The sequence below is a fragment of the Nocardia sp. NPDC052001 genome, assembly GCF_040680615.1.
In the GTDB taxonomy this organism is placed as follows: Bacteria; Actinomycetota; Actinomycetes; order Mycobacteriales; family Mycobacteriaceae; genus Nocardia.
Genome location: NZ_JBFAXC010000001.1, coordinates 590251 through 612142, shown reverse-complemented (window position 1 = coordinate 612142; position 21892 = coordinate 590251). Strand labels below are relative to the sequence as shown.

Annotated in this window: 21 protein-coding genes; 7 read left to right on the top strand and 14 right to left on the bottom strand. The window is 67.9% G+C overall.

Features of this window, described 5'->3' with window-relative positions:
* From AB0L82_RS02870 to AB0L82_RS02850, 5 genes are read right to left on the bottom strand one after another with little or no spacing between them, the layout of a single operon-like run.
* Entirely contained in the window at positions 1-435 is a 435-nt protein-coding gene (locus AB0L82_RS02870; protein WP_364630043.1) for a cupin, read from the bottom strand.
* Between the two features lie 34 nt (positions 436-469).
* On the bottom strand, positions 470-1249 hold the full coding sequence (locus AB0L82_RS02865; protein WP_364630040.1) for an ABC transporter permease: 780 nt from the start codon (positions 1247-1249) through the stop codon (positions 470-472).
* Complete coding sequence (locus AB0L82_RS02860) at positions 1246-2433, bottom strand: ABC transporter substrate-binding protein (RefSeq protein ID WP_364630037.1); 1188 nt, start codon at positions 2431-2433, stop codon at positions 1246-1248. The genes AB0L82_RS02865 and AB0L82_RS02860 overlap by 4 nt, the downstream gene beginning before the upstream one ends.
* Positions 2430-3917 (bottom strand): FAD-binding oxidoreductase, encoded by a 1488-nt coding sequence (locus AB0L82_RS02855; RefSeq protein ID WP_364630034.1) that lies wholly within the window; start codon positions 3915-3917, stop codon positions 2430-2432. Before AB0L82_RS02855 ends, AB0L82_RS02860 begins: the two co-directional genes overlap by 4 nt.
* Positions 3918-3942: 25 nt before the next feature.
* On the bottom strand, positions 3943-5232 hold the full coding sequence (locus AB0L82_RS02850; protein ID WP_364630031.1) for an amidohydrolase family protein: 1290 nt from the start codon (positions 5230-5232) through the stop codon (positions 3943-3945).
* A 170-nt stretch (positions 5233-5402) separates the two neighbouring features.
* On the opposite strand from AB0L82_RS02850, the gene AB0L82_RS02845 reads away from it, so the two are divergent.
* A complete protein-coding gene (locus tag AB0L82_RS02845) occupies positions 5403-6389 on the top strand; it encodes a LacI family DNA-binding transcriptional regulator (protein ID WP_364630028.1) in 987 nt (328 codons plus the stop codon).
* Here AB0L82_RS02845 and AB0L82_RS02840 read toward each other — a convergent pair whose 3' ends face one another.
* Complete coding sequence (locus AB0L82_RS02840; RefSeq protein ID WP_364630025.1) at positions 6390-6932, bottom strand: DUF1697 domain-containing protein; 543 nt, start codon at positions 6930-6932, stop codon at positions 6390-6392.
* Positions 6929-7675, bottom strand: a complete 747-nt coding sequence (locus AB0L82_RS02835) for an acyltransferase (protein ID WP_364630022.1) — start codon at positions 7673-7675, stop codon at positions 6929-6931. The genes AB0L82_RS02840 and AB0L82_RS02835 overlap by 4 nt, the downstream gene beginning before the upstream one ends.
* 220 nt (positions 7676-7895) lie before the next feature.
* Here AB0L82_RS02835 and AB0L82_RS02830 point away from each other — a divergent pair, with 220 nt between their 5' ends.
* Positions 7896-9056 carry an FAD-dependent monooxygenase gene (locus tag AB0L82_RS02830; protein ID WP_364630019.1) on the top strand — a complete coding sequence of 387 codons (1161 nt, stop codon included), beginning with the start codon at positions 7896-7898 and terminating at the stop codon, positions 9054-9056.
* 43 nt (positions 9057-9099) lie between these two features.
* Here AB0L82_RS02830 and AB0L82_RS02825 read toward each other — a convergent pair whose 3' ends face one another.
* Positions 9100-10650, bottom strand: coding sequence for a multicopper oxidase domain-containing protein (locus AB0L82_RS02825; RefSeq protein ID WP_364630016.1), 1551 nt, complete (start codon positions 10648-10650; stop codon positions 9100-9102).
* 124 nt (positions 10651-10774) lie between these two features.
* On the opposite strand from AB0L82_RS02825, the gene AB0L82_RS02820 reads away from it, so the two are divergent.
* The 3 genes from AB0L82_RS02820 to AB0L82_RS02810 all read left to right on the top strand — a co-directional run bounded on the left by AB0L82_RS02820 (position 10775) and on the right by AB0L82_RS02810 (position 14293).
* On the top strand, positions 10775-12100 hold the full coding sequence (locus AB0L82_RS02820) for a histidine kinase (RefSeq protein WP_364630013.1): 1326 nt from the start codon (positions 10775-10777) through the stop codon (positions 12098-12100).
* The gene (locus tag AB0L82_RS02815) at positions 12097-12750 is read left to right on the top strand and encodes a response regulator transcription factor (RefSeq protein WP_364630010.1); all 654 of its coding nucleotides are present in this window, start codon (positions 12097-12099) and stop codon (positions 12748-12750) included. The genes AB0L82_RS02820 and AB0L82_RS02815 overlap by 4 nt, the downstream gene beginning before the upstream one ends.
* 172 nt (positions 12751-12922) lie before the next feature.
* A complete protein-coding gene (locus AB0L82_RS02810) occupies positions 12923-14293 on the top strand; it encodes a PQQ-binding-like beta-propeller repeat protein (RefSeq protein WP_364630007.1) in 1371 nt (456 codons plus the stop codon).
* Between the two features lie 7 nt (positions 14294-14300).
* Here the strand turns inward: AB0L82_RS02810 and AB0L82_RS02805 are convergent, their stop codons facing one another.
* Positions 14301-14567 (bottom strand): MarR family transcriptional regulator, encoded by a 267-nt coding sequence (locus tag AB0L82_RS02805; protein WP_364630004.1) that lies wholly within the window; start codon positions 14565-14567, stop codon positions 14301-14303.
* A gap of 135 nt (positions 14568-14702) precedes the next feature.
* On the opposite strand from AB0L82_RS02805, the gene AB0L82_RS02800 reads away from it, so the two are divergent.
* Positions 14703-15347 carry a hypothetical protein gene (locus AB0L82_RS02800; RefSeq protein ID WP_364630001.1) on the top strand — a complete coding sequence of 215 codons (645 nt, stop codon included), beginning with the start codon at positions 14703-14705 and terminating at the stop codon, positions 15345-15347.
* 163 nt (positions 15348-15510) lie between these two features.
* A complete protein-coding gene (locus AB0L82_RS02795; protein ID WP_364629998.1) occupies positions 15511-16845 on the top strand; it encodes a hypothetical protein in 1335 nt (444 codons plus the stop codon).
* Here the strand turns inward: AB0L82_RS02795 and AB0L82_RS02790 are convergent.
* The 5 genes from AB0L82_RS02790 to AB0L82_RS02770 all read right to left on the bottom strand — a co-directional run bounded on the left by AB0L82_RS02790 (position 16786) and on the right by AB0L82_RS02770 (position 21890).
* Complete coding sequence (locus AB0L82_RS02790; protein ID WP_364629995.1) at positions 16786-17949, bottom strand: class I SAM-dependent methyltransferase; 1164 nt, start codon at positions 17947-17949, stop codon at positions 16786-16788. The genes AB0L82_RS02795 and AB0L82_RS02790 overlap by 60 nt on opposite strands.
* 12 nt (positions 17950-17961) lie before the next feature.
* Positions 17962-18939, bottom strand: coding sequence for a class I SAM-dependent methyltransferase (locus tag AB0L82_RS02785; protein WP_364629992.1), 978 nt, complete (start codon positions 18937-18939; stop codon positions 17962-17964).
* 48 nt (positions 18940-18987) lie between these two features.
* Positions 18988-19755, bottom strand: a complete 768-nt coding sequence (locus tag AB0L82_RS02780) for an enoyl-CoA hydratase-related protein (RefSeq protein WP_364629989.1) — start codon at positions 19753-19755, stop codon at positions 18988-18990.
* A gap of 79 nt (positions 19756-19834) precedes the next feature.
* Positions 19835-20605, bottom strand: coding sequence for an NUDIX hydrolase (locus AB0L82_RS02775; protein ID WP_364632736.1), 771 nt, complete (start codon positions 20603-20605; stop codon positions 19835-19837).
* Positions 20606-20666: 61 nt separating this feature from the next.
* Positions 20667-21890 (bottom strand): MFS transporter, encoded by a 1224-nt coding sequence (locus tag AB0L82_RS02770; protein WP_364629986.1) that lies wholly within the window; start codon positions 21888-21890, stop codon positions 20667-20669.
* Positions 21891-21892: the final 2 nt, after the last annotated feature.

Sequence of the window (21892 nt, the reverse complement as noted above, 5' to 3'; positions counted from 1 at the left end):
CTATTCGAAGGGGCAGCCGGGGTTCGGCGCGTCCTCGGACAGCGGACTCCCGGCGGGCAGCACATAGAGCACATCCAGGATCTGCGGTTCGGTGCCCAGATTGCGTTCGACGTGCACATTGCCGCTACCGGCGCGCTCGACGATCGGGGTACCCGGACCGCCCGCGCCGTCCTGTTCACAGTTCGCGTCGTAGTGGAACAGCTGCCCCTGCCGGAAGGCGGCGTAGAGCGTGCCGTCGTGATAGTGCCAGCCGGTGGAACCCCCTGGCGCGATGGTGATTTCGCGCAGGATGTAATCCGTATCGCCGATGGTGGTGCGGGACAGGATCACCGCGCTGACACCGTCCGGCGGCGTCGCGTGCGCGGTTCCGGCGAGCGCGCCGGTGAGGGTCAGCGCGGCCGCGCCGGCCAGCACTGTGCGGAGACCGGAAGTCACCGCATCAGCGTAGCGGGAGCGATCATGGCGCGGGTCATTCGCGAGCAGGCTGATACCAACTGCCGACCGCGAGCCTGGTGAGGCTGCCGAAAGCGGTGAAGACGCCGACGCCGAGCAGGGACGCGACGATGATCGCGGCGAACAATTGCGGTGATTGCAGGCGGGCGCGGTAGGTGTCGATGAGAATTCCGATGCCCGGATCGCCCTGTTTGAAGAAGATATCGCCGACGATCGCGCCGACCACCGCCAGACCCGCCGAGATCCGCAGCCCCGCGAACAGTGCGGGCAGGGCGGCCGGGAAATCCAGTTTCCGCAGCCGGGTGAGCCTGCCGACGTGGTGCAGCGCGAACAGGTCCCGATGCGCGGCATCGACGGATTTCAGGCCGAAGACGGTGTTGGAGACGATCGGGAACAGCGCGATCAGCACGCAGACCAGCACCCGGGCCTGGAAACCGAACCCGAACCAGAAGCCAATGAGCGGAACCAGCGCCAGGATCGGAATGCATTGCAGCATCACCGCATAGGGGAACAGCGCGGTCTCGGCCCAGCGAAACTGCGCCATCAGCACCGCCCAGGCGATACCGAGCACGGCGGCGATGCTCAGTCCGGTGAGCGCGACAATGCCGGTGCGGCCCAGCGCATTCCACATCTGGTCCGAATGCGGTCCGAACATGCCCTGGGTGATCACCTGCTGCGGAGGCGGCATCAGGAAGCGGCGGGACGGGGACAGCACGACATAGGTGATGAGGTACCAGACCCCGATCAGGGCGGCGAGCACCGCGATCGGGGCCAGTATCCGGGAGGGGCGCGTCATGAGCTGCTCAATCCGATTGCGGGATCGATGAATTCATTGGTGGCGAGCCGATCGGGGGTGAGGTCCGGAGCCAGGGCCACGCCGTCGGCGGTGAAGATCGGCTCGGTGACGTCGAGGATCCTGCCGACCCGCGCGGGGTCGAAACCGCCCAGCGCGCCGGTGGTTCCATTGCCGACGATGCCGTCGGCGAGCATGGTGCGCACGGCGTAACGGGCATTGTCCGCATCGTAGGTCCAGCCGGTGTTGTAGGCCGCGACCGAATCGACGATCACCTTGTTCGCCGCGTCCGGGGCGGCGAGATAGTCGATCACACTGCGCTGCAGCACCGGAATGAGTTTCTTCAGGCAGGCCGAACTCTGGGCGAGCTCACCGCTGCGCACGGCCATGGTGGACTTGTAGGTGGGGAAGCCCGCATCCGCGATGAGCTGATAGGCCACCGGCTTGTTCCGCGCCTGCACCTGATGTTCGTACACGTACGGTTCGGTGCTGGCGAAGCCCTGCTGGGCCGATTTACCGTTCGCCGCAACGAAATACGACGGGGTGCCGTCATAGCTGGAATCGGTCTGGCTCTTGTCCAGGACGCCCGCGCCGACGAGATAGTTCATATACGCCTCGCCCTGGAAGTAGAGCACTTTGGCCTTGGCGGCCTTGAGATCGGCGATGGTCTTGACCCCCGGATAGGTCTGCGGATCCCACATGATCATCTGCGGACTCTTGGTCATCGGCGCGAAAACACTGGTGACCGGTGCGGTCGCGGAGGCGAACACGGCCTGTTCGGTATCGACGAAACCGAGGGTGATGTCGTGATCCTGGTACATGCGGGACATGACCGGCTGGAATCCGATGGCCGGACCGCCCGCGCGAATCTCCAGGTTCACCCCGGTGTATTCACCGTGTGCGAACAGCGGTCCGGTGGTGGCCTTGCGCCCGGCGTCGATACTCGGGTGCGCGCTGATCAGGTTGTAGAGGAAACCGAACTCGGCCTCGGGATTCCAGCCGCTCTGCACCACGACGGTGGCTGGGCAGACCTCGCGCAGGTTCACCGCGCCGATGGGACCGTCGAAGGCGGTGGGGGCCGGGGTGTCGGAGGAACAGGCGGTGAGCGAGGCGGCCACCGCGATACCCAGTGCCGCGACGATTCCGGTCAGCCGGGCCGATATGCCCGGGGTTCGACGCGCCCTCATCGGACCGACTCCGGAGTCACGCCGTTCGCGGCGGTGGGAGCCGGATCGAGTGCGGCGGTGTCGGATTCGCCCGTCGAATCGGTGAGGCGGTAGGACCAGCCGCTGTTGGGGAGCTGGGTGGAGCGGATGAGGTCGTCTTCCACCTCATCGTCCGACTTGCCCTGTGCCAGCAGGCGATACGGGTCGACGCGGCGTTTGAACTCGGCCTCGGCGGCGGCCCACGGTTTCATACCGCTGGCCAGCAGCGTGGGAGTATGGGTATTGGCGATGGAGAGTCCAGCCGCCTGGAGCCGCCGGGTGACCTCGGCCAGATGTTCCTGGGATTCGAACTCCCACACCGGAGATCCCTGCGCGGACAGCCCGCCGTCGAAACGCTTCATCTCCACGTGGGTGGGCCCGAGATCCGCGAACTCCTCGCACACCCGCAGGATCGATTCGTACAGCCCGTCCTGCGGATACAGCGCGAGCAGGCCGATGAGGCCGCGGTTCTTGCGCTGGAAGTGCATCATCGAATGCCCCCAGGTGTATTCGTACAGCGGCAGGCGATACGAGCCCGTGCCCTCATCGCAGCGACTCACGATCGCGCCGGAATTATCGGCGGCCAGATCGGCCACATTGGGCATGCTCTGTTCCGCCGCCATCATGAGCACCATGGAATGGCCCTCGGGAATCAGCCGGGACAGATCGGGATACAGCGTCGGCAGCGGATGCTGTTGCGGTGACACGACTTTCTTGAGTACGCCCTCGCTCTCGCAGACATCGACGGCGAAGCGGACGGCCTGCGCGAACTCCGGGAAGGCGATGACCAGCTCCTGCCAGTTCCAGGCGGGTGCGGTGGGCAGTTCGATCTCGGTGATGATGCCGGTCGCACCGTACGCGTGATGCGCGATATTCACCGCGTCGCCGGTGAGCTCGATCAGGCGCGGCTCCTCCTCCACGGTCATCACCTCGATGGCGGTGATATTGCCGCGATCGCGCAGAATCCCCCACTGGCAGCTGCCGATTCCGGCATGCCCGCCCGCCACATAGCCGCCGATGGTGGCCTTGCGGGTGGTGGAGGGATGCATGCGCAATTCCCATCCGGTGGGCCGGATTTCGGCGTCGATATCGGCGATCAGCGTGCCGCACAATGCGCGCACGGTACCGAGTCGCTGCCCGAGAACGCCGACTATGCCGGTGACATCGATGACCGCGCCGCCGGTCAGCGGCACGCCCTGGCCGAATTGGCCGGTGCCGCCGCCGCGCACGGTGATCGGAATGCGATGGCGCGCACAGGAACCCACCGCAATGCGCAACTCCTCCTTCGAGACGGGGGCGATATAGATATCGGCGGTCAGGCCACGCATGACCTCGCGCAGCAGCGGGCTCTGTGCGAAGCGGTCACGGCTCTTGGCGCGCAGTACGCGCTCATCCACCGAATATTCGATAGCGCCGAGATCGGCGGCCAATCGTTCGATGGGCAGGGAATCCACGGGTGCGGACATGGGGCGGCTCCTTCGGATGAACGGTTCAGACCGATTGATAGAGACGGGAAACGCGCCGGGCGCAGTCGCTTTCCAGGGCTCGGTCGCGATCGGCCGGTCCGGTGCTGACGCGCACGCCGCCGACGCGGACCTCGGTGATATCGGCGGCGGACAGCGCCAGGACCGCGAACGACCACAGCTGATCGGCGGGCAGATGGGCATAGGGGGCGGGTGGATCGCAGACCACGAAATCGGCGGCCTTGCCGATTTCGAGGCTGCCGACACGGTCGCCGACGCCGAGGACCGCGGCGCTGTCCAGGGTGTGCATCCGCAGAATCCGGCGTGCGTCAAGGACTTTCGGATCGTGGGCGGCGGCGCGCAGCAGGTACAGGCCGGTGCGCATATTCTGGAACGGGTCGCCGACATCGGCGCTGGCCTGACCATCCACACCCATGCCGACCCGCAGTCCGGCGGCGAGATAGCCCGGGATATCGGCGATTCCGGAACCCAGGCGGCCATTGGACAGCGGATTCCAGACCATGGCGGCACCGGCGCGGGCGGCGGTATCGCGAATGCGCGGGGTGGTGTGGATGAAGTGCGCGAAGACGGTGTCCGCGCCCACCCGGCCGCCCGCCAGCAGGTCGTCGAACGAATCCTGCTGCGCGACAGCGACTGTCGGATCCTCCAGATAGTGCGCGTGCTGGCCGACGCCGAGTTCGCGCAGTATTTCGCTCTCCCGCCGCATGTGCTCGACGCTGTGCAACGCGGTGGTGTTCATCGACAGCGCGAGCACCCGGTGCCGGTCGTCAGCGCTCAGGTGCAGGAATTTGTCCAGCTCACTGAGTCTTTCGTCGGCCGTGCGCCACAGCGGCGGCGAGAACGAGTAGACGGTGCGCTGTGCGCCGTCGAGCGCGGCCTGCCACTGTTCGGCCGGGCCGTCGCCGAATTCGTGCGTGTGATTGCAGACGGTGGTGATGCCCTGACGCAGCAGATCCCGCTGACCGTGCACGGTGAAGGCGTACATATCGCCGGGTTCCAAGGCCGCGCCGAATCGCCTGTGCAACTTGTCGATCCAGCCCATGGTGGTGCACCCGTCGGCGACGCCGCGAAATACGCTCTGCCACAGGTGACTATGTGCGGATACGAAACCCGGCAGCACCAGCGCACCGCGCAGTTCCACCACGCTGTCGGCCTGCGCGCCCGGCACATACTCCCCCGTGCCGATATCGGTGATCAGGCCCGCGCCGTCGACGGCGAACCAGCCGCGATACGGCTGGCGGCGGTCATCGTGCACGGGGAACAGCACGGCGTCGGTGAAGACGGTGCGAGGTGCCATCAGCTGTCTCCGATCCCGGTGCCAAAACGTTTTCGCACCGTTGCGGATCAGCTTGCGCGCCACACGTTTCGGCGGCGTGAATCCGTTTTACAAGTCTGTTGCCAAAACGTTTAAGCACAGCGTGTAGCATCGGACGCCGTACCGTTCACGCTCGATCAGGAGGAATACCGGTGGCCCGATCGCGACCCACCATCCGCGATGTCGCGAGCGCCGCCGGAGTCTCGGTCGCCACCGTGTCGCACGCGCTCAACGGTAAGGGCCGTATCGACGCCCGTACCCGCGAGCGCATTCGGCAGGTCGCCGCGGCCCTCGGCTATCAGGCCGATCCGCGCGCCCGCGCGCTGCGCACCGGGGCGGGCAATACCCTCGCCATCGTCGCCTCGCTCATGACCGATGAGAGCGCGGATCGGGACAGCCGCCTGGACTGGTACATGCGCACGGCGGCCGCGGCGGCCACCGAAAGCCTCGCCCAGGGGTACGCCCTCACGCTGGTTCCGCCCGCGGATCAACGGAATTGGGTACAGCAGCTCGCGGTGGACGGGGTGCTGCTGGTGGATCCCGATCCGGCCGAGGGCCTGGTCGCCGCGCTCACCGAACGCGGTATGCCGGTGGTGGTCATCAGCGGTGACACCGAAAATGAGGGTGTCGCAACGGTTTCCCTGGACCGCGCCAGCGCCGTCGCCTGCGCCATGACGCATTTCCGGGCGCGCGGGCACACCCGACCCGCCCTCATCGTCGATGCGAGCAAACGTCAGACCGCCGCCGGAACCCACCACGCCTTCCTGGATTGGTGTGCGCGCGAAGGCATTACGCCCCGGGTACAGATCACCGATGCGGGCGAGGCGCGGGTGGCGGCGGGGCGTATCGCGACCGCCGAACTGCTGCAACGGTTCCCGGACACCGACTGCGTCTACGCCCCGCTGGATTCCATCGCGCGCGGGGTGGCCTCGGCCCTGGCCGAGGCCGGGCGTTCCGATATCGCCCTGGTCACCGCCGACGGCATGATCGCGCGCCTGAGCCAGCCGCCGCTGACCGCGATAGACACCAAACGCGAAGAGCAGGCGGTCGCCGCGACCCGCCTGCTCATCGATCGAATTAGAACCGGAATCAACCCGCCCTCAGCGGTTTTCACCGCCGATCTGATCGTCCGGGACTGATCAGCCCAGCTTCTTCAGCGTCTTCTGCACGGTGAGAAATGTGCGGGTGGTGATTTCCTTGCCGTAGCTCTTCTCGATCCAGGCCATGAAATTGGTGGTGCTGGGATCGGTGTTGTCGATGACCGACAGCACCGCGGCGGCGGGCTTGTCGAAGGCGAGCACGCGCACCGCCTTCGCGGTGGTGTCATCGAGTGCCCCGGGCGGGCCCGCGGCGGTGTCCTTGACGAAGGTGACCGTCAAATACGTTTCGCGGCAATGGGTCAGCCCGGTGAACGGGTCGGAGTCGACCAACTCCCGCAACTGTTCCCGGCTGCGGATGATGGTGCCGCCGCCGATGCCGAGTTCGGCCTGCAGTGCCGCCTGAATCCGCGATTCCAGTTCCGGCACATCGGTTTCGGGGCTTTCGAACACGATATTGCCGCTGCTGAGCAGCGATGCCACCTTCGTGAACCCGAGACCCTCGAAGACCGCGCGCAACTTCTCGTTCTTCATATTCGGATTCGCGGGCATGATCCCGCGCAGGAAGGCGGCATAGCTGGTCATGACGCGGCGACGCCGTTCTTCTTGCGTTCGATATCGGCGAGGGCGGCCATATGGGCTTCGCGGGCTTCCGCGGCCGCGTCCCAGGCATCCTTGCGGTTCTTGACCACGCGGGCGGGCGCGCCGACGGCAATACCGTAATCGGGCACATCGCCCTTGACCACGGCGTGCGCGCCGAGCACGCAACCGCGGCCGACGCGGGTGCTGCGCAGCACGGTGACCTTGGCGGCGATCCAGGTGTCCGGGCCGATACGAACCGGGGACTTCACGATGCCCTGATCCTTGATGGGCATGTTGATGTCATCGGTGACATGGTCGAAATCGCAGATGTAGCACCAGTCGGCGACCAGGGTGGATTCGCCGATCTCGATATCGAGGTAGGTGTTGACGACATTGTCCTTGCCGAACACCACCTTGTCGCCGATGCGCAGCGAGCCCTCGTGACAGCGAATGGCGTTGCCGTCACCGATATGCACCCATTTGCCGATTTCCAGGCGGGCCAGATCGGGGGTGGCGTGCACTTCCACGTTCTTGCCCAGGAAGACCATGCCGCGCAGCACGATATGCGGGTTGGCCATCTTGAACTTCCACAGGCGGTAGTACCGCACCAGGTACCAGGGCGTGTAGGCGCGATTGGCGAGCATCCACTTGGCCGAGGCCACGGTGAGGAAACGCGCCTGTTCCGGATCGTTTCGACGCGACCCACGCCACCGCGTGCGCAACGGTGCGCCCCACATGCTCGTCACGAACTGCTCCCTGTTTTCCGCTGGGCCGATACTGCCGCCCGATCGGGCAATCTCGCCTCACACCATATGACCCGCGTCTCGCGCGCGACGACGCGGGGACGCCAATTCCGGCCGCTTTTCGATGCCAGCGCGGCGCAAGGCGGGCGCAAGCGGGGGCGCGCAGGGTGAATTCGCACGGTTCGTGCGGTGACGGAGCGCTAATGGAGATTGAGGTATCGGTATGGGGCGGATCGCGATCATCGGTGCGGGGCTCGGCGGACTCTGCCTGGCCCAGGGATTGCGCGCGCGAGGGATCGAGTGCGAGGTCTATGAGAAGGATCCCGGCGCGGACAGCCGGACACAGGGATATCGCATTCGGATCGACGAGACCGGACAGCGCGGGCTGGCCGACTGCCTGAGCGCCGAACAGTACGAGCTGTTCCGGGCGACCTGCGCGGTCACCACCACCGGCGGGCGGTTCCTCGATCCGCGTTTGCGCGACACCGCCGGGCGCGCGGTCGAGACCTGGCGACCTTCGGAAGTCGATGAGATCGACTCCGGGGACGGGCCCGGGGATTTGAGCGTGCACCGGCTGACATTGCGTGAGGTGCTGCTGCACGGCATCGCCGATCGGGTGCGCTTCGGTAAGGCGCTGCACCGCGTCACCGAGTCCATTGACGGTGTGACCGCGCATTTCGAGGACGGGACGAGCGTGGACGCGGATGTCGTCGTCGCGGCCGACGGGGTGCATTCGGTGGTCAGAAGGCAACTGCTGCCGCATGCCGAACCCGCCGATACCGGTGCGTTCTGCGGCTACGGCAAAACGGTGCTCACCGGTGCGCTCGGGGAGACCGTTCCCGTCGCATTGCTCACCGGAACGTCGGTGGTGTTCGCGGACGGGTTCGTGGCGGTGCTGGATTCGATGACCTTCCGGCAGTCGAACTTCACGCCCGGGCTGACGCCGGTCCCGGACTATCTGTACTGGGCGATCTTCGGCCCGCGCGACCGCTTCGGTTTCGACGATGTCGCCGATACCGGCGAGGTGCTGGCGGCGATCGAGCGCGCCACGGCGGACTGGCATCCCGCGCTGCGCGAGGTCTTCGCCGCCGCGGATCGAAACGCGTTCGCGGCCACGACCGTTCGCAGCGCGGCTCCCCTGGAGGCTCGATCCAGCAGCCGGGTGGCCCTGTTGGGCGACGCGATCCACGTCATGAGCCCGGCCGGTGGACTCGGCGCGAATACCGCGCTGCGCGACGCCGCGGTCCTGGCCACCGCACTTGCCGCGGGACGCGATGATCCGGTGCGCGCGATCGCCGAGTACGAGGCCGCGATGCGGGTGTACGCCGGTGACGCGATCAGCGCCTCGCTGCTCGGCACCGCGATGCTCGCCTCGCGCGTCTGATCTCCCCTCCCCCATTCCAGCTCTTGTCATTCGACGGGGCGGGTCAGCCGTGCCCGCCGTGAGTTCCCATGCCGGGCATGGTCATTCCGGGCATGTCGTGGCCTGCCATCCCGGGCATATCCATTTTCATGGGGGCGGGCTGCTGGCCGGGGGCCAGGATGAGGAATTGGCCCATCATGCCCGCGTCCTCATGCATGAGGAGGTGGCAGTGGTACATGTACGGGTAGGTGGGGTCGGTATGACCGGCGAAGCGCATGGCGAGGGTGTAGGCGGGGCCGGGGGTGGTGTAGACGGTGTCCTTCCAGCCGGCGAGTTCCGGGGGCGGGGCCTGGCCGTCGATGGCGGTGATCTGGAATTGGACGTCGTGGACGTGGAAGTTGTGTGGCCAGTCGTCGCTGTTGCGGACGGTCCAGACTTCGGTGGTATCGACCGGGATGGTCATATCGATGCGGTTCATGTCCATGCGCTGGTTGTTGATCATGTGCCAGCGCAGGTCGAAGGCGCGGGTGGCCGGGGTGCCCGCGGCGACCAGGGCGGGGATGGCGACCAGTGAATTCGGTACGGGGGCCGATGCTTTCAGCGTCTCGGCGGGCCGCAGGAGCAGGATGTCGAAGGTGTCGTCGAAGCCGAAGGCGGCGGGCTTCTTGATGCCCGCGCGCTGTTCGATCGGGAGGGTGCGCAGGGTGACCGGTTCACCGGCGCGCACCTGCACCACGAGTTCGACGCGTTCGCCGGGGCTGATCTGGATGTGCCGCAGCGGAACCGGCGCGGTGAGCAGGCCGCCATCGGTGGCGATGAGCTGGAATTCGCGGTTATCGGAGAAGACCAGGTTGTAGAGGCGACCGGACGACCCGTTCAGAACGCGCAGGCGGACCCGCTCGGTGGTGACGTCCAGATGTGCTCCCGCAATGCCATTGGTGATGATGAGATCGCCGAGCAGGCCGATATCGCTGGGATCGGATTCGTCCAGCGCACCGTCGGCGGTGAGGCGGCGGTCCTGGATGACCAGCGGAATATCGTCCACGCCATAGTCTTTCGGCAGCTCCAGGCGGTCGGAGTCCGCGTCGTCGAGCAGGAAGAAGCCGGAAAGCCCACGGTAGACATGCTTTTCGGTGCTGCCGTGCGGATGCGGGTGGTACCAGAGCGTGGCGGCGGGCTGTTCCACGGTCCAGCTCGGCTGCCATACGCCGTCGGGTTCGATGGTCTGATGCGGGCCGCCGTCGCAGGCGGCGGGGACGTGCATACCGTGCCAGTGCACGGTGGTCGGTTCGGCCAGCGCGTTGTGAATGGTGAACGCGACCTGTTCACCGCGCTTGGCCCGCAGTGTCGGGCCGAGGATGGCACCGTTGTATCCCCAGGTGGGCGTGGACTGTCCGGCGCGCATTTCGGTGCTGCCCGCCTTGGCTTCGAGGGTGAAGCGGCGCACCCCGTCCGCGCCGACGGTGGCGGGTGCGAGCGGCGGGATCGGCAGTGGGCGGGTTCCCTCGGGCCCGGTTCCGGATGACGGCAGACCGGATCGGCCGCTCGTGCATCCGGCGGTGAGCGCCAGCGATGACACGGCGACTCCGGTGAGAAAGCCTCGCCTCGAGACCACGACTGCTCCTTATATCGACGACTCCTCCAGCTTCGATTGCCAGGCGATTGCCTTCGATCCTGCGCGGGGTCCGAGATCAACCGCCCGCACTCCTCCCGGCGGACCTTGTGGGGATGCGGGAATCGTGCTAACCAGCGGCGATGCCGCGGTGCCCGGCCTGGTCGGCGCACGCTTCGCGGGACCCGTCGCCTACGGTGGGAGCGTGATAGAGACCCCGGATCGGCAGCGCGTCGCGGCCCTCGTGCGCGGCCTGCCGGTGCTGCTGGTCCCACTGTTGCTGGCGGCCAGCACCTTCCCCGGCCAGTACCGAGTGCCAGGTGTTTACTGGCTGCTCGCCATGGCCGCCAGCGTGCTGTTCGTGCTCGGTGCGCGCTGGCCGCTGACGGCGTCGCTGCTCATCTCGGCGCTCGCGATCCCGATGTTCCGGATTCCGGCGTGGGGTCTGTCCGGGCTGGTCCCGTTCCTCGGCGCGGTCGCCCTGGTCGATGTGATCCGGCGCTCGCACCGCAATTCGATCGTGGTGCCGGCGACGGCGGCCTGGGCGATCGCGGTCCTGCTGGGCCGCAGCGGCTATCACGATCAGACGGTGTCGCGGGCGACCCCGGTGCTCGAGGTGTGCGCGTACGTCGGACTCGCGGTGCTGCTCGGGCTGTATCTGCGCGGGCAGCGCGAACTCGCGGTGAGCCTGCGCCTGCGCGCCGCCGATGCCGAAAACCGCCGTGCCGAAGCCGAACAGCGCACCCGGCTGGTGGAACGCGGTGCGCTGGCCCGCGAACTGCACGATCTGGTCGCCCATCACATGGCCTCGATCGTGCTGCGCATCGGCGTCGCCCGGCATGTGGTCGCCGATGCCGATCCGCGCGTGCACGCGGTGCTGGACGATGTGCACGGCACCGCCTCCGACGCCCTCACCGATATCCGCCGCCTGCTCACGGCGCTGCGCGATCCCGCGCTCGGTGAAGTGGCACTGGTGGATTCGGCCGCGCTGCGCACCGAGATCGAGGCGGCCGCCGATCGCGTGCGCGCCGCCGGTTTCACCGTCGACGCCGAAATCCGGACGGGCACGGACGGATTGGACGCCATCGGCCGCCTCACCCTGCTGCGCCTGGTGCAGGAATCGCTCACCAATGTCATGAAGTACGCGGATCCCGCGCGCCCGGTGCACCTAGTGATCGCCCCGGCGGGAGACACCATCCAGGCGCACCGGGATCAGACGGCGGATAGCGCCCCCGGCCGCGGTGCCGCCTCGGATCGGCATGGAGTCACCCTGCATGTGCGCAGTGGCCTGGCGGCCGGACGCGGCACCCGCGCGAATCCGCCGGGCGCGCACGGCATTATCGGAATGCGTGAGCGGGTGGCGCTCGCCGGTGGCCGGGTGGCCGTCGGGGATGACGGCACGGAGTGGATCGTCCATGCCTGGCTGCCGGATACGAACGGAGCGGTCGCGTGATCTCGGTACTGCTGGTGGATGATCAGCGGCTGGTTCGGGCCGGGCTGCGCATGCTCATCGAATCCACCGAGGATCTCCGGGTGGTCGGTGAGGCCGCCAATGGCGTGGAGGCCATTCGGCTCGCGGCCGAACTCACTCCGGATCTGATTCTCATGGATCTGCGCATGCCCGGTCTGGACGGTGTCGCCGCCACCGAATCGATCGTGCGCGGTGGTGCGCGCGCGAAGATCCTGGTGCTCACCACCTTCGATGACGATGATCATCTCTTCCCCGCGCTCGCGGCGGGCGCGACGGGTTATCTGGTCAAGGACACCGAGCCCGCGGATCTGCTCGCGGCCATCCGCCGCACCGCCGAGGGCGACATGCTGTTCTCCCCTCCCCTGCTGCGCCGCCTGGTCGATCGCGTCGTCACCACCCGCGATGAGGCCACCGAATCCGATACCGCCGCACCGGATCTGACGCCGCGCGAACGCGAGGTGCTGGCGCTGGTCGGCGAGGGCTTCGGGAATCAGGAGATCGCGGATCGCCTGCACCTGGGCGTCACCACCGTGAAAACCCATATCGCCAATCTGATGGAGAAGACCGGGCGCGACAATCGGGTGCGGCTCGCGGTGTACGCCTCCCGGATCAGCGGAACCGAACCGCGCTAGCAAGGCATCGGACCCGCCGGGTGCCGCGCGTTCGGACGCTCCGCACGGGGTATCGGCCCGGGCGGAAAACGGCGAAGTAGGCTGTGCTGCGGCTGCATCAGCCCGACCACCGTGCTGCGTCAGCCCCCACGGCATTTCAGTGACTCCGTACTGGCAGAAGGGACACCAGCAGGTGCGAAGCGGCAGGCGGCAGACCGGGCGTGACGAACAGGGCTCGCGCACATCGGATCGTCTCGCGCCGGCCTGGCTACGATCCGGCACGCGGGCGCTCGCGCTGGCGGCCGTCGGTGTGCTGGCGCTGAGCGCCTGCGGCAGTACCACTGTCGACGACATCAAGGTCGGTGCGGGTAAGGGCTGGCCGCTGGCCTTCCACGATGCCCGCAATAGCGCGACCAGTCCGGTCACCGGATCGCGCGCGCTGACTTTGAGCTGGTCACGTCCGGTGGGCGGGCCGCTGGCCGCGCCCGCGCTGGTCGGCCCGGAGGGTCAGATCGTGGTCACCACGCGCACGCCGTCCTGCGCCATCTTCTCGTTCCTCATGCCGACCGGGCGCAAGCGGTTCTGTAATCCCATGGGCATCAGCGCCATTGCGGGCGGTATGGCCGTGGATGGCACCACCAATATCTACGTCGGCGATGACGGCGGGGTGACCTCGCTGAACGCGCTGGGCCAGCCGCGCTGGCGCACACCGCAGGCGGGCGTGCCGATCTCGGTGCAGTTCACCGGGGACAGCAAGGTGCTGACCGTGACCCAACTGGGTCAGGTGGATGTGCTCAGCCGCCAGACCGGCAATCGCGAGGTCTCCACCTTCCAGTTGCTCGGTGATCCGGACTATCTGAAGTTCCCGGATCTGCCGCGCCCGCCGGATTTCACCGGTTTGGACGATTGCTCGACCGGTGGACCGCAGTGCCCGGTCGCGAATGTGTCGGCGGTGGACGAGAAGTCGGGCCGGTTCTACGCCACGGTGTGGCGGCCGGGTCAGGGCAGCGCCGATCTGGTGGCGCTGACCTACGACGGCAAAGAGATCCGCAAGGATTGGACCGCCACCATGCTCGCGGGCGGCAGCGCGACCAGCCCCACCCTGTCCGGTGACGGTTCCACCCTCTACGTCGGTGACAACGACAATCATCTGATGGCCGTGGACGCCTCCAACGGCAAGACCAAATGGGTTCAGGAGCTCGGCTTCCCGATCCGCGGCTCGGTCTCGGTCGCCGACGGCGTGCTCATCCCCGCCGGAGACGACGGCCATCTGATGGCACTGCGAGACAAGGGTGACGCACCCGAAATCGTCTGGGAGCGCAAGGATCTCGCCCTGCGCGGCCGACCCGTGCAGACCGCGGGCGGTACCGGCTACACCGTCGCCCCGATCGGCGACAACCTCACCCTGGTCACCTTCGACACCCATTCCGGCGCGACCGTCGACTCGCATGAACTGCCCGGCGCGGAAGGCACCACCGTCGGCACCACCATCGGCGCGAACGGCGAAATCGTGGTGGCGACCCGCATCGGCGAACTGTTCGTCTTCAAGCCCGGTAAGCAGTAACTCGAGGCTATTCCGGACGAATCGAGTCCAGCCGGACGGCGGCGCGCTCGAGCAATGCGGACAGCGTCTCCCGTTCGGCGGGGGTGAATTCGTCGGCGAGGGCGCGCTCGATGAAGCCGCGGTCCTGGAGATTGGCCAGCACCGTATTCATGGTCGGCGGGGTGACGCCGCATTGGCGGGCCAGCGCGGCCGCTGAAATTCCGGAGCTCTCGCTCAGCACGAACAGGGCCGCGTACTGCGGGACGGTGACGCCCGCCGGTTTCAGCGCGGGCAACTTCGCGGCCTGCAGGGCCTGTTCAAGGCCGAGATCTTCCTGCCCGCGGGCACGGACGGCCGTCAGACCGCCAACGGCCTGCGGGTCGACACCGCCGGGCGACTATGGGTCATCGACCACACCCGCGGAGTCACGGTGTACGACACCGGAACTCGCGCCCGGCTGGCGAGTTTCGAACTCCCCGAAGGCCAGCCCTTCGTGAACGATCTCACCATCACCCCGGACGGCAGCGTCTACCTCACCGACAGTGTCGCACCGGTCGTCTACCGCATCACCGCCGCCGAGCTCACCGACGCCATGGCACACGGCGGCAAGGGCGAACTGCGTCCGTTCGCCGATCTCGGCTCCGCGAAAGATCCAGCGGCGCAATCCCCCACGCTCCTGAACGGCATCGTCTCCGATCCGGCGGGCCGCTACCTGCTGGTGGTCGATATGGGCACCGGCAAGCTCTACCGCATCACCCTCGACGCCGAGCGCTCCATCACCGAGGTGACCCAGCACGGCGGCAGCATGATCAACGGCGACGGCCTCGAAATGCGCGGCGACACCCTCTGGGTCGTACAGAACAAGGACAACACCGTGAGCCGCTGGCAGATCAGCGATAACGGCGCGAACGCCACCCGGCAGCAGCGCATTACCGATGCGGCCCTCGCCATTCCGACCACCATCGCCCACGCCGGAGACCGCGCCCTGGTGGTGATCTCCCAGTTCGATCGCGGCGGTCCCATGGGCGCGGGCACTCCCGGCCCCTTCACCGTGGCCGCCATCGACGGCATCTGACCCTTGCGCCGATTCCGGTGTCGGCACGGGGTGCGGCGGCGCGTGAAGTAGCTGCGCGTCGCTCCGCGGGGATCAGCGTGGCAGCTGGGAGGGTGATCGCTATGACTTATCCGGATGCCGAACACGCCGCCGATTCGTCAGCGGCCCCGGACCCGGCACCCGCATGAATCGCCGCAGCACCATCTGGGGCGTAGAGATCCGCTGGAACATGCTGGTTCGCGTCTCCGCGGTCTACACGGCGACGGCCACGGCGGGTCTGGCGATCATGATGCCGGTCAGCTACGGCTGGTACGGATTACCGCCCTACAAGGTCGATCTCATGATTCGCAGCGTGCCGCGCGCGATGGAATCCGGCGCCATGGTCGCGGTGCTCGCGGCGGCGCTGGTGGTCGGCCTCGGCAGCGCCCGCGCGGCCTGGTTCGCCACCACCCTGGGCCTGTTGGGCATTCTGGCCAATCACGCCGGATTGCCCTGGGTCGACATCGATTCGCTGACGACGTTCAATTTCGTCGACTCGCTGTGGGCCGGGGTGATCGTCGGCAGTCTCGCACCGGTGGTGTGGACGAGCCGAAAAGCCACGAGCGTCTACCTTTTCGGCGTCATCAGCTCGGCCGCGCTCGGCAATATCGTGCAGCGGCCCGCGGCGGGCGGCGACCTCAATCCGATCGAGCGTGTACTCGGTGACGCGCCACCGGTCTGGCTGATCGTGCTGGCGCTGGTGTTGATCGGGCTCGGCCTGCTCATTCGCGCGATCGGATTTCCGGTGGCCCCGCCCGATGAGCGGGTATCGCTCGCGACCGTGGTCTCCGGCGCGATCGTGATCTTCAGCGTGGCGATGACCTCGAAATGGCTCTCGCACAGCGGTGCGCATCCGGCGGTCGTGGTGATCGCGGTGCTGGTGGTCATCGCGGGCAGCGCGATCTCGGCGTTCATGCTGCCCGGGCGCGACGGTATCCCGGTGCTGCTGCTGGTGGCGTTCGCCGCCGCCGCCAGTGCGACGGTGACCGTACCGCGCCCGTGGTGGGCCGATGCGCTGGTCATCCTGGCGGTGGGGCTGGGGCTGGCCGCGGCGCGGCGCTGGCCGCTGCCGCCGGTGGCGATCTCGCTGTCGTTCGCGATGGCGCTGGTAGCCATGATTCTCGCGCTGGTCACCACGCCGGGACAGGTGAGTTCGGTGCTCGGGGTGGTGTGCATCGGCCTGGTCGGCGGCTACAGCGTGGCGGCCGCGCTCCCGGCCCTGGCGACCAGCATGGTGGTGGCCATCGGGGCGCTGTTCGTGCCGTCCGCCGCGGTGGCCCTGCGCGGTCGCCTGTTCGGCCGGGTCAGCTACTCCCCCGGGTGGTATCGGGTAGCCCCCGCGCCGCACGATCCGGTGCCCGCCTATGCCGCCCTGGGCATCGCGATCGGCTGCGGCGGCGTGATCTACCTGCTGTACCGGCTACGGAGTGTCGCAGAGAAAGACGGTGGCGGTCTTGCCTATCCGGGTAATAACCAGTGAGTGCGGTTGTTTCCCACGGGGTTTGAGCTTGGCCCGCAGCGCGTCCGGATCGAGATCGACACCGCGGGTGAGGATTTCCAGTGGGCCGCAGTCCCGCCGGTGCAGTTCGGCGCGCAAGGGCTTCTCCCGGAACTCCATGCGGTCGCGGATGCGGAAGCCGCGCATCCCCTCGGGAACGGTATCGCCGGTGAGGTAGGCGATACGCGGATCGAGTTGCCACAGACCGTGTTTGGCGGCGTAGTGCCGCACCAGTCCGGCCCGGATGACCGCACCGTCCGGATCGATGATCCATGCGCCGGGCTCGCGCTCGGGGATATCGTCCGGTTCGGCATCGGTCAGGATCTCCGGGGCGCGCGAGCTGGAAAGCACTGTGGCGCGGCGGGTTACGCCCGCCTCCGCCAGTCCCGGTGACCACAGGCAGGCTTCGCGCACCGCACCGTCCAGGGACGCGACCTCGATCTCCCCCGCCCAGGCCAGTTGGTCGAAATCCAGTCCGGGAGCGCACTTCACGGCCAGATCCCGGCCCGCGTACGCCGCCAGCAGATCCGGCAGCGGCGGTTGCAGTTTCGCCGGATCGTGGGTGCGGCGGCCATCCGCGCGGCGGGCCGGATCCGCGATCACCACCTCGGCGGTACTGCACGGCCGCAGTGCGTCGGCCTTGGCCAGCAATACATTCCGGGCATTCGAGAGATTGTGCGCGGCAATGGACAGCCGGACGTCATCGAGATCGCTGCCGATGACCGCCGGGCAGACCCGCGCCAATTCGGCGAGTTCGGCTCCGATGGAACAGGTCACGTCGTGGACGCTGCGGCCCTTCAGGCGTTCGGCGCGATGCCGGGCCACGGCCGTCGGCGTGGCCTGCTGGAGAGCGTCATCGGTGAAGAGCCATTCCCCCGCATCGGAGAGTTTGGCGGTGGCGCGGCGGCGCAGGCGGACGGTCTCCACCAGGGCGGCCGCGCGGTCACCGTGCGCGCGGCGGATCTGTTCCAGATCCCGCAGCAGCGAGGCCGGGGTCAGCGCGAAGACGCCGACCTCGGTCAGCGCGGCCGCACCGGCCGCGCTGCCCAGGTGGGCGACGTCATCACGAGAGAAGGCGTAGCCCACCGGGTTTCGGTCCTACTTGGCCGAGACGCCGGGCTTCACGCCGGTGATCATGGCGTTGTAGAAGAACTGACGGGGCACGATATGGCGCATGACCTTCTCGTCCAGCCAGCTGAAACCGAGCCAGGCGCGGTACTGCGCCATGCGGTAGCCGATGGTGAGCTTCTCGGCGGGCACCGCCGCCTCGAAGGTGCGCACCGGCCAGCCCCACAGGGCGGCGGCGAACTCTTCGGTCTTGGCCTGCACCTCGACGGCGCCGGCACTGCGCGCCATGGCCTCGAGATCCGACGGATCGAAGGTGTGCAGATCGACGACGGCCTCGAGGGCGGCCGCGCGCGAGGACTCGTCGAGCTCCTCCTGCGGGCGACGCCAGTCCTTGAGGAACGGCAGCTTGGTGATCTCGGTGGTCACCTTCCAGGTGGCCTGGCCCAGGCGGCGCGCGTAGATATTGCCGATGGTGGTCGGCTCACCGGCGAAGACGAAACGCCCACCCGGCTTGAGTACGCGCAGGCACTCCTTGAGCGCCAGCTCCACATCCGGAATGTGGTGCAGCACAGCGTGTCCGCACACCAGATCGAAGGTGTCGTCCTCGTACGGGATGGTTTCGGCATCGGCGACCCGGCCGTCCACGTCCAGGCCCAGGTTCTGGCCATTGCGGGTGGCGACCTTGACCATGCCCGGGGACAGGTCGGTGACCGAACCGCGCTTGGCGACACCGCCCTGCATCAGGTTCAGCAGGAAGAAGCCGGTGCCGCAACCGAGTTCGAGAGCCCGCTCGTACGGCAGCGGGGCATCCGGCACGACCGCGTCGAAGCGGCCGCGCGCGTATTCGATACAGCGCTCGTCATAGGAGATGGACCATTTGTCGTCGTAGGTCTCCGCTTCCCAATCGTGGTAGAGCACCTGCGCGAGCTTGTTGTCGGAATACGCGGCCTGGACCTCCGCCTCGGTGGCGTGCGGGTTCGGCGCGGGGTCTTCAGGACGAACGGTCATAACAGGGCAGCCTAATGAATACCCCGGTGGGGCCGGTTATCGGCCCGGCTAACGGCCTGTGAACGAGGCCGCACCTGGACCATCGGCCAAATAAGAACGTGTTCCAACCTGCTGATCTTCGGTGCCGAACAGCGCGGTCCACTCGGTGCGCGCGCGATCATGCCCGTGCGTACCCGCCTCGAAGACCCGCTTCGCGGCGGCCAAGGCGAGGGCCGGGCCGCCGGTGAATTGCCGCGCCCAGCGCAGGGCCGCGGTGAAGACGTCATCGGGGGCGACGACCTCGTCGACCAGGCCGATCCTCGCGGCTTCCTTCGCATCGACGAAGCGGCCGCTGTAGACCAGATCCTTGGCCTGCGACGGGCCGATGAGCAGGCTCAGGCGGCGAATGCCCGCGACCGGGATCAGGCCCGCCTTGATCTGCGGCAGACCCAGTTTCACGTTGTCGCCGATGATGCGGCGATCCGCGCCCAGGGCCAGTTCCAATCCCGCGCCGAGGGCATAACCGCTGATGGCCGCGACCGTCGGCTGCGGCAGCCGAGCCAGGCAGCTCAGCGCCGCCTGGAAATCCTTGACCACGGCCTCGGCCTGCTCGGATGTGAATCCGGCCAGTTCGGCCATCTCATCGCCCGCGGAGAACACCCGCTCATCGCCGTACACGACGACCGCGGAGACGCTCGCGTCAGCGGCGATCGCATCCGCGGCGGCCGCGACCTCGAGGGCCACTTGCAGATCGATCAGATTCATCGGCGGGCGCGCGACGCGGAGCACGGCAATGCCCTCCGCCACACCCCGGTCCACGGTCACGAATTCGGCCACAGCGGTCACCCTACTTCCGTCCAACCGCCCGGTCCGACACCGGTCGCCGCGCGCGCCACGGGTGAAACCGGACGCGCGCTCACTCCGGGCGCTGCGAACCACGCAGGCGGGCGTTCTCCGGGAGATCGGCGAAGTAGCGGTCCGCGTGCGGGAACGCCAATGCGAGCTTCGCCTCGGGGTCATAGATCGGCATGATCGGATCGATGGTCCGGACCGCCTCCAGAATGGCGGCGGTGGAATCGAATTCGCGCAATGCCACCAGCTGGGTCCAGGTCGGCGGCAGCAGCACGTCCAGGCCCTGCTTCCAGCGGTCGATGGCCTCGTCGGGGGTGCACCAGGTGACCACATCGGCCTCGGTGGTCGCACCGTCGGCGAGCTGTCCCTCGGGCAGCACGGCCACGAAGAAGCGGGTGTCATAGCGGCGCGGTTCCACCACGGGGGTGATCCAGTTGTCCCACGGCCGCAGCAGATCCGCGCGCAACACCAGATTCTCGCGGGTCAGGAATTCGGCGAAGGAGAGTTCGCGGCGCTCCAGCTGCCCGCGCGCCTCGGCGTAGATCGAGGTGTCGGTGACGACCGTATCGGCGGTCGGCCCCGCGAGCAGCACACCGCATTCCTCGAAGGTCTCGCGCACCGCCGCGCACACCAGGGTCTGCGCGCGCCCGGCATCGGTGCCGAAGCGCTCGGCCCACCACCGCGCGTCCGGCCCGGCCCACTCCAGGGTCACCGAGGCGTCGGAGCGGTCCACGCCGCCGCCGGGGAACACCGTCATACCGGCGGCGAAGGCCATGCCGACGACGCGCCGCTGCAGGAAAACCTCGGGTCCGCGCGCGCCATCGCGCACCAGCATCACCGTGGAGGCGTCCTTGACGGGCGCGACGGCGGGAACAGTCTCACTCACCTTTCGCACCCTAACGGTTGCTAGGGCGCCTGGCGAACATCCCCCACAGCGCGAGCGCCAGCACCGTAGCGCCGATGCCGATTCCGCAGATCAGACCCCATCCCCCGGCCTGGTACGCGGAACCGGCCGTCACCGAACCGGCCACGCCGCCCAGGAAGTAGGTGACCATGTACGCGGTCGTGAGCCGACTGCGCGCCGCCGGATCGAGCGCGTAAATGGCGCTCTGATTGGACAATTGGATGCCCTGCACGCCGAAATCGAACACCAGCAGGGCGATGATCAGCACCCACACATTGATCCCGCCCCAGGCCAGCAGCCCCCAGCCGATCAGCACGGTCACCCACACCAGCGTGGTCACCATGCGCAACCGGCCCTGATCGGCCAGCCGTCCCACGATCGGCGCGCCCAGCGCACCGGCCACACCGGCCAGCCCGAACAGGCCGATGACGAATTCCGAATAGTGGTACGAACTGGACCCGGAACCCGCGAGCAGGAACGCCAAACCGGTCCACATGCCCGAAAAGCAGGCCATGGCAAGGAATCCCAGCGCCATCCGCTGGCGCAGCACCGCGTGTTCGCGAATCAGGCCCAGCACCGAGGCGAGCACCTCGGGATAGCTCTCCTCGGTCGCCGCCCGGCCGGTCGCGGGCACCAGCAGATACACGCTGATCGACATGATCAGCTGGATGGCGGCGGCCACCAGCAGCACCCCGCGCCAGCCCGCGAATTCGGCGATGGCTCCGGAGATGACCCGCGACAACAGGATTCCCAGCAGCAACCCGCTCATCACGGTGCCGACGATCTCGCCGCGCTTATGCGGATCGGCCAGCGCCGAGGACCACGGCACCACCACCTGTGCCGCCGACGCCGTGACGCCGGTGGCGAACACGCCGAGCAGCAGTAGCGGCAGATTCGGCGCGGCGGCGGAAAGGCCCAGCGCCACAACCGAAACAGCCAGCAGTCCCGGCACCATGCGCCGCCGCTCCAGGAAATCCCCGAGCGGCACCAGCAGTGCGACGCCGCTGAGATACCCGACCTGCGCGGCGCTGACCAGCAGGGCCGCCGCCACCGAAGAGACGCGCAGATCGCTCGCCACCTGGTGCAGTAGCGGTTGCAGGTAGTAGAGGCAGGCGGCGGACGAACCCGCCGTGACCGCGAACACCAGCACGGTCAGGCGAGTCAGCGGCGAGGACACGGCGTCCGGGGCGGCAGGACGAGCGGGCGAAATGGTCACGG

Excerpts from the sequence above, each read along its gene's own strand:
- AB0L82_RS02865 (WP_364630040.1), bottom strand. The coding sequence starts at position 1,249 with ATGACGCGCCCCTCCCGGATACTGGCCCCGATCGCGGTGCTCGCCGCC.
- AB0L82_RS02860 (WP_364630037.1), bottom strand. The coding sequence starts at position 2,433 with ATGAGGGCGCGTCGAACCCCGGGCATATCGGCCCGGCTGACCGGAATC.
- AB0L82_RS02855 (WP_364630034.1), bottom strand. The coding sequence starts at position 3,917 with ATGTCCGCACCCGTGGATTCCCTGCCCATCGAACGATTGGCCGCCGAT.
- AB0L82_RS02850 (WP_364630031.1), bottom strand. The coding sequence starts at position 5,232 with ATGGCACCTCGCACCGTCTTCACCGACGCCGTGCTGTTCCCCGTGCAC.
- AB0L82_RS02840 (WP_364630025.1), bottom strand. The coding sequence starts at position 6,932 with ATGACCAGCTATGCCGCCTTCCTGCGCGGGATCATGCCCGCGAATCCG.
- AB0L82_RS02830 (WP_364630019.1), top strand. The coding sequence starts at position 7,896 with ATGGGGCGGATCGCGATCATCGGTGCGGGGCTCGGCGGACTCTGCCTG.
- AB0L82_RS02795 (WP_364629998.1), top strand. The coding sequence starts at position 15,511 with ATGAATCGCCGCAGCACCATCTGGGGCGTAGAGATCCGCTGGAACATG.
- AB0L82_RS02785 (WP_364629992.1), bottom strand. The coding sequence starts at position 18,939 with ATGACCGTTCGTCCTGAAGACCCCGCGCCGAACCCGCACGCCACCGAG.
- AB0L82_RS02775 (WP_364632736.1), bottom strand. The coding sequence starts at position 20,605 with ATGCTGGTGCGCGATGGCGCGCGCGGACCCGAGGTTTTCCTGCAGCGG.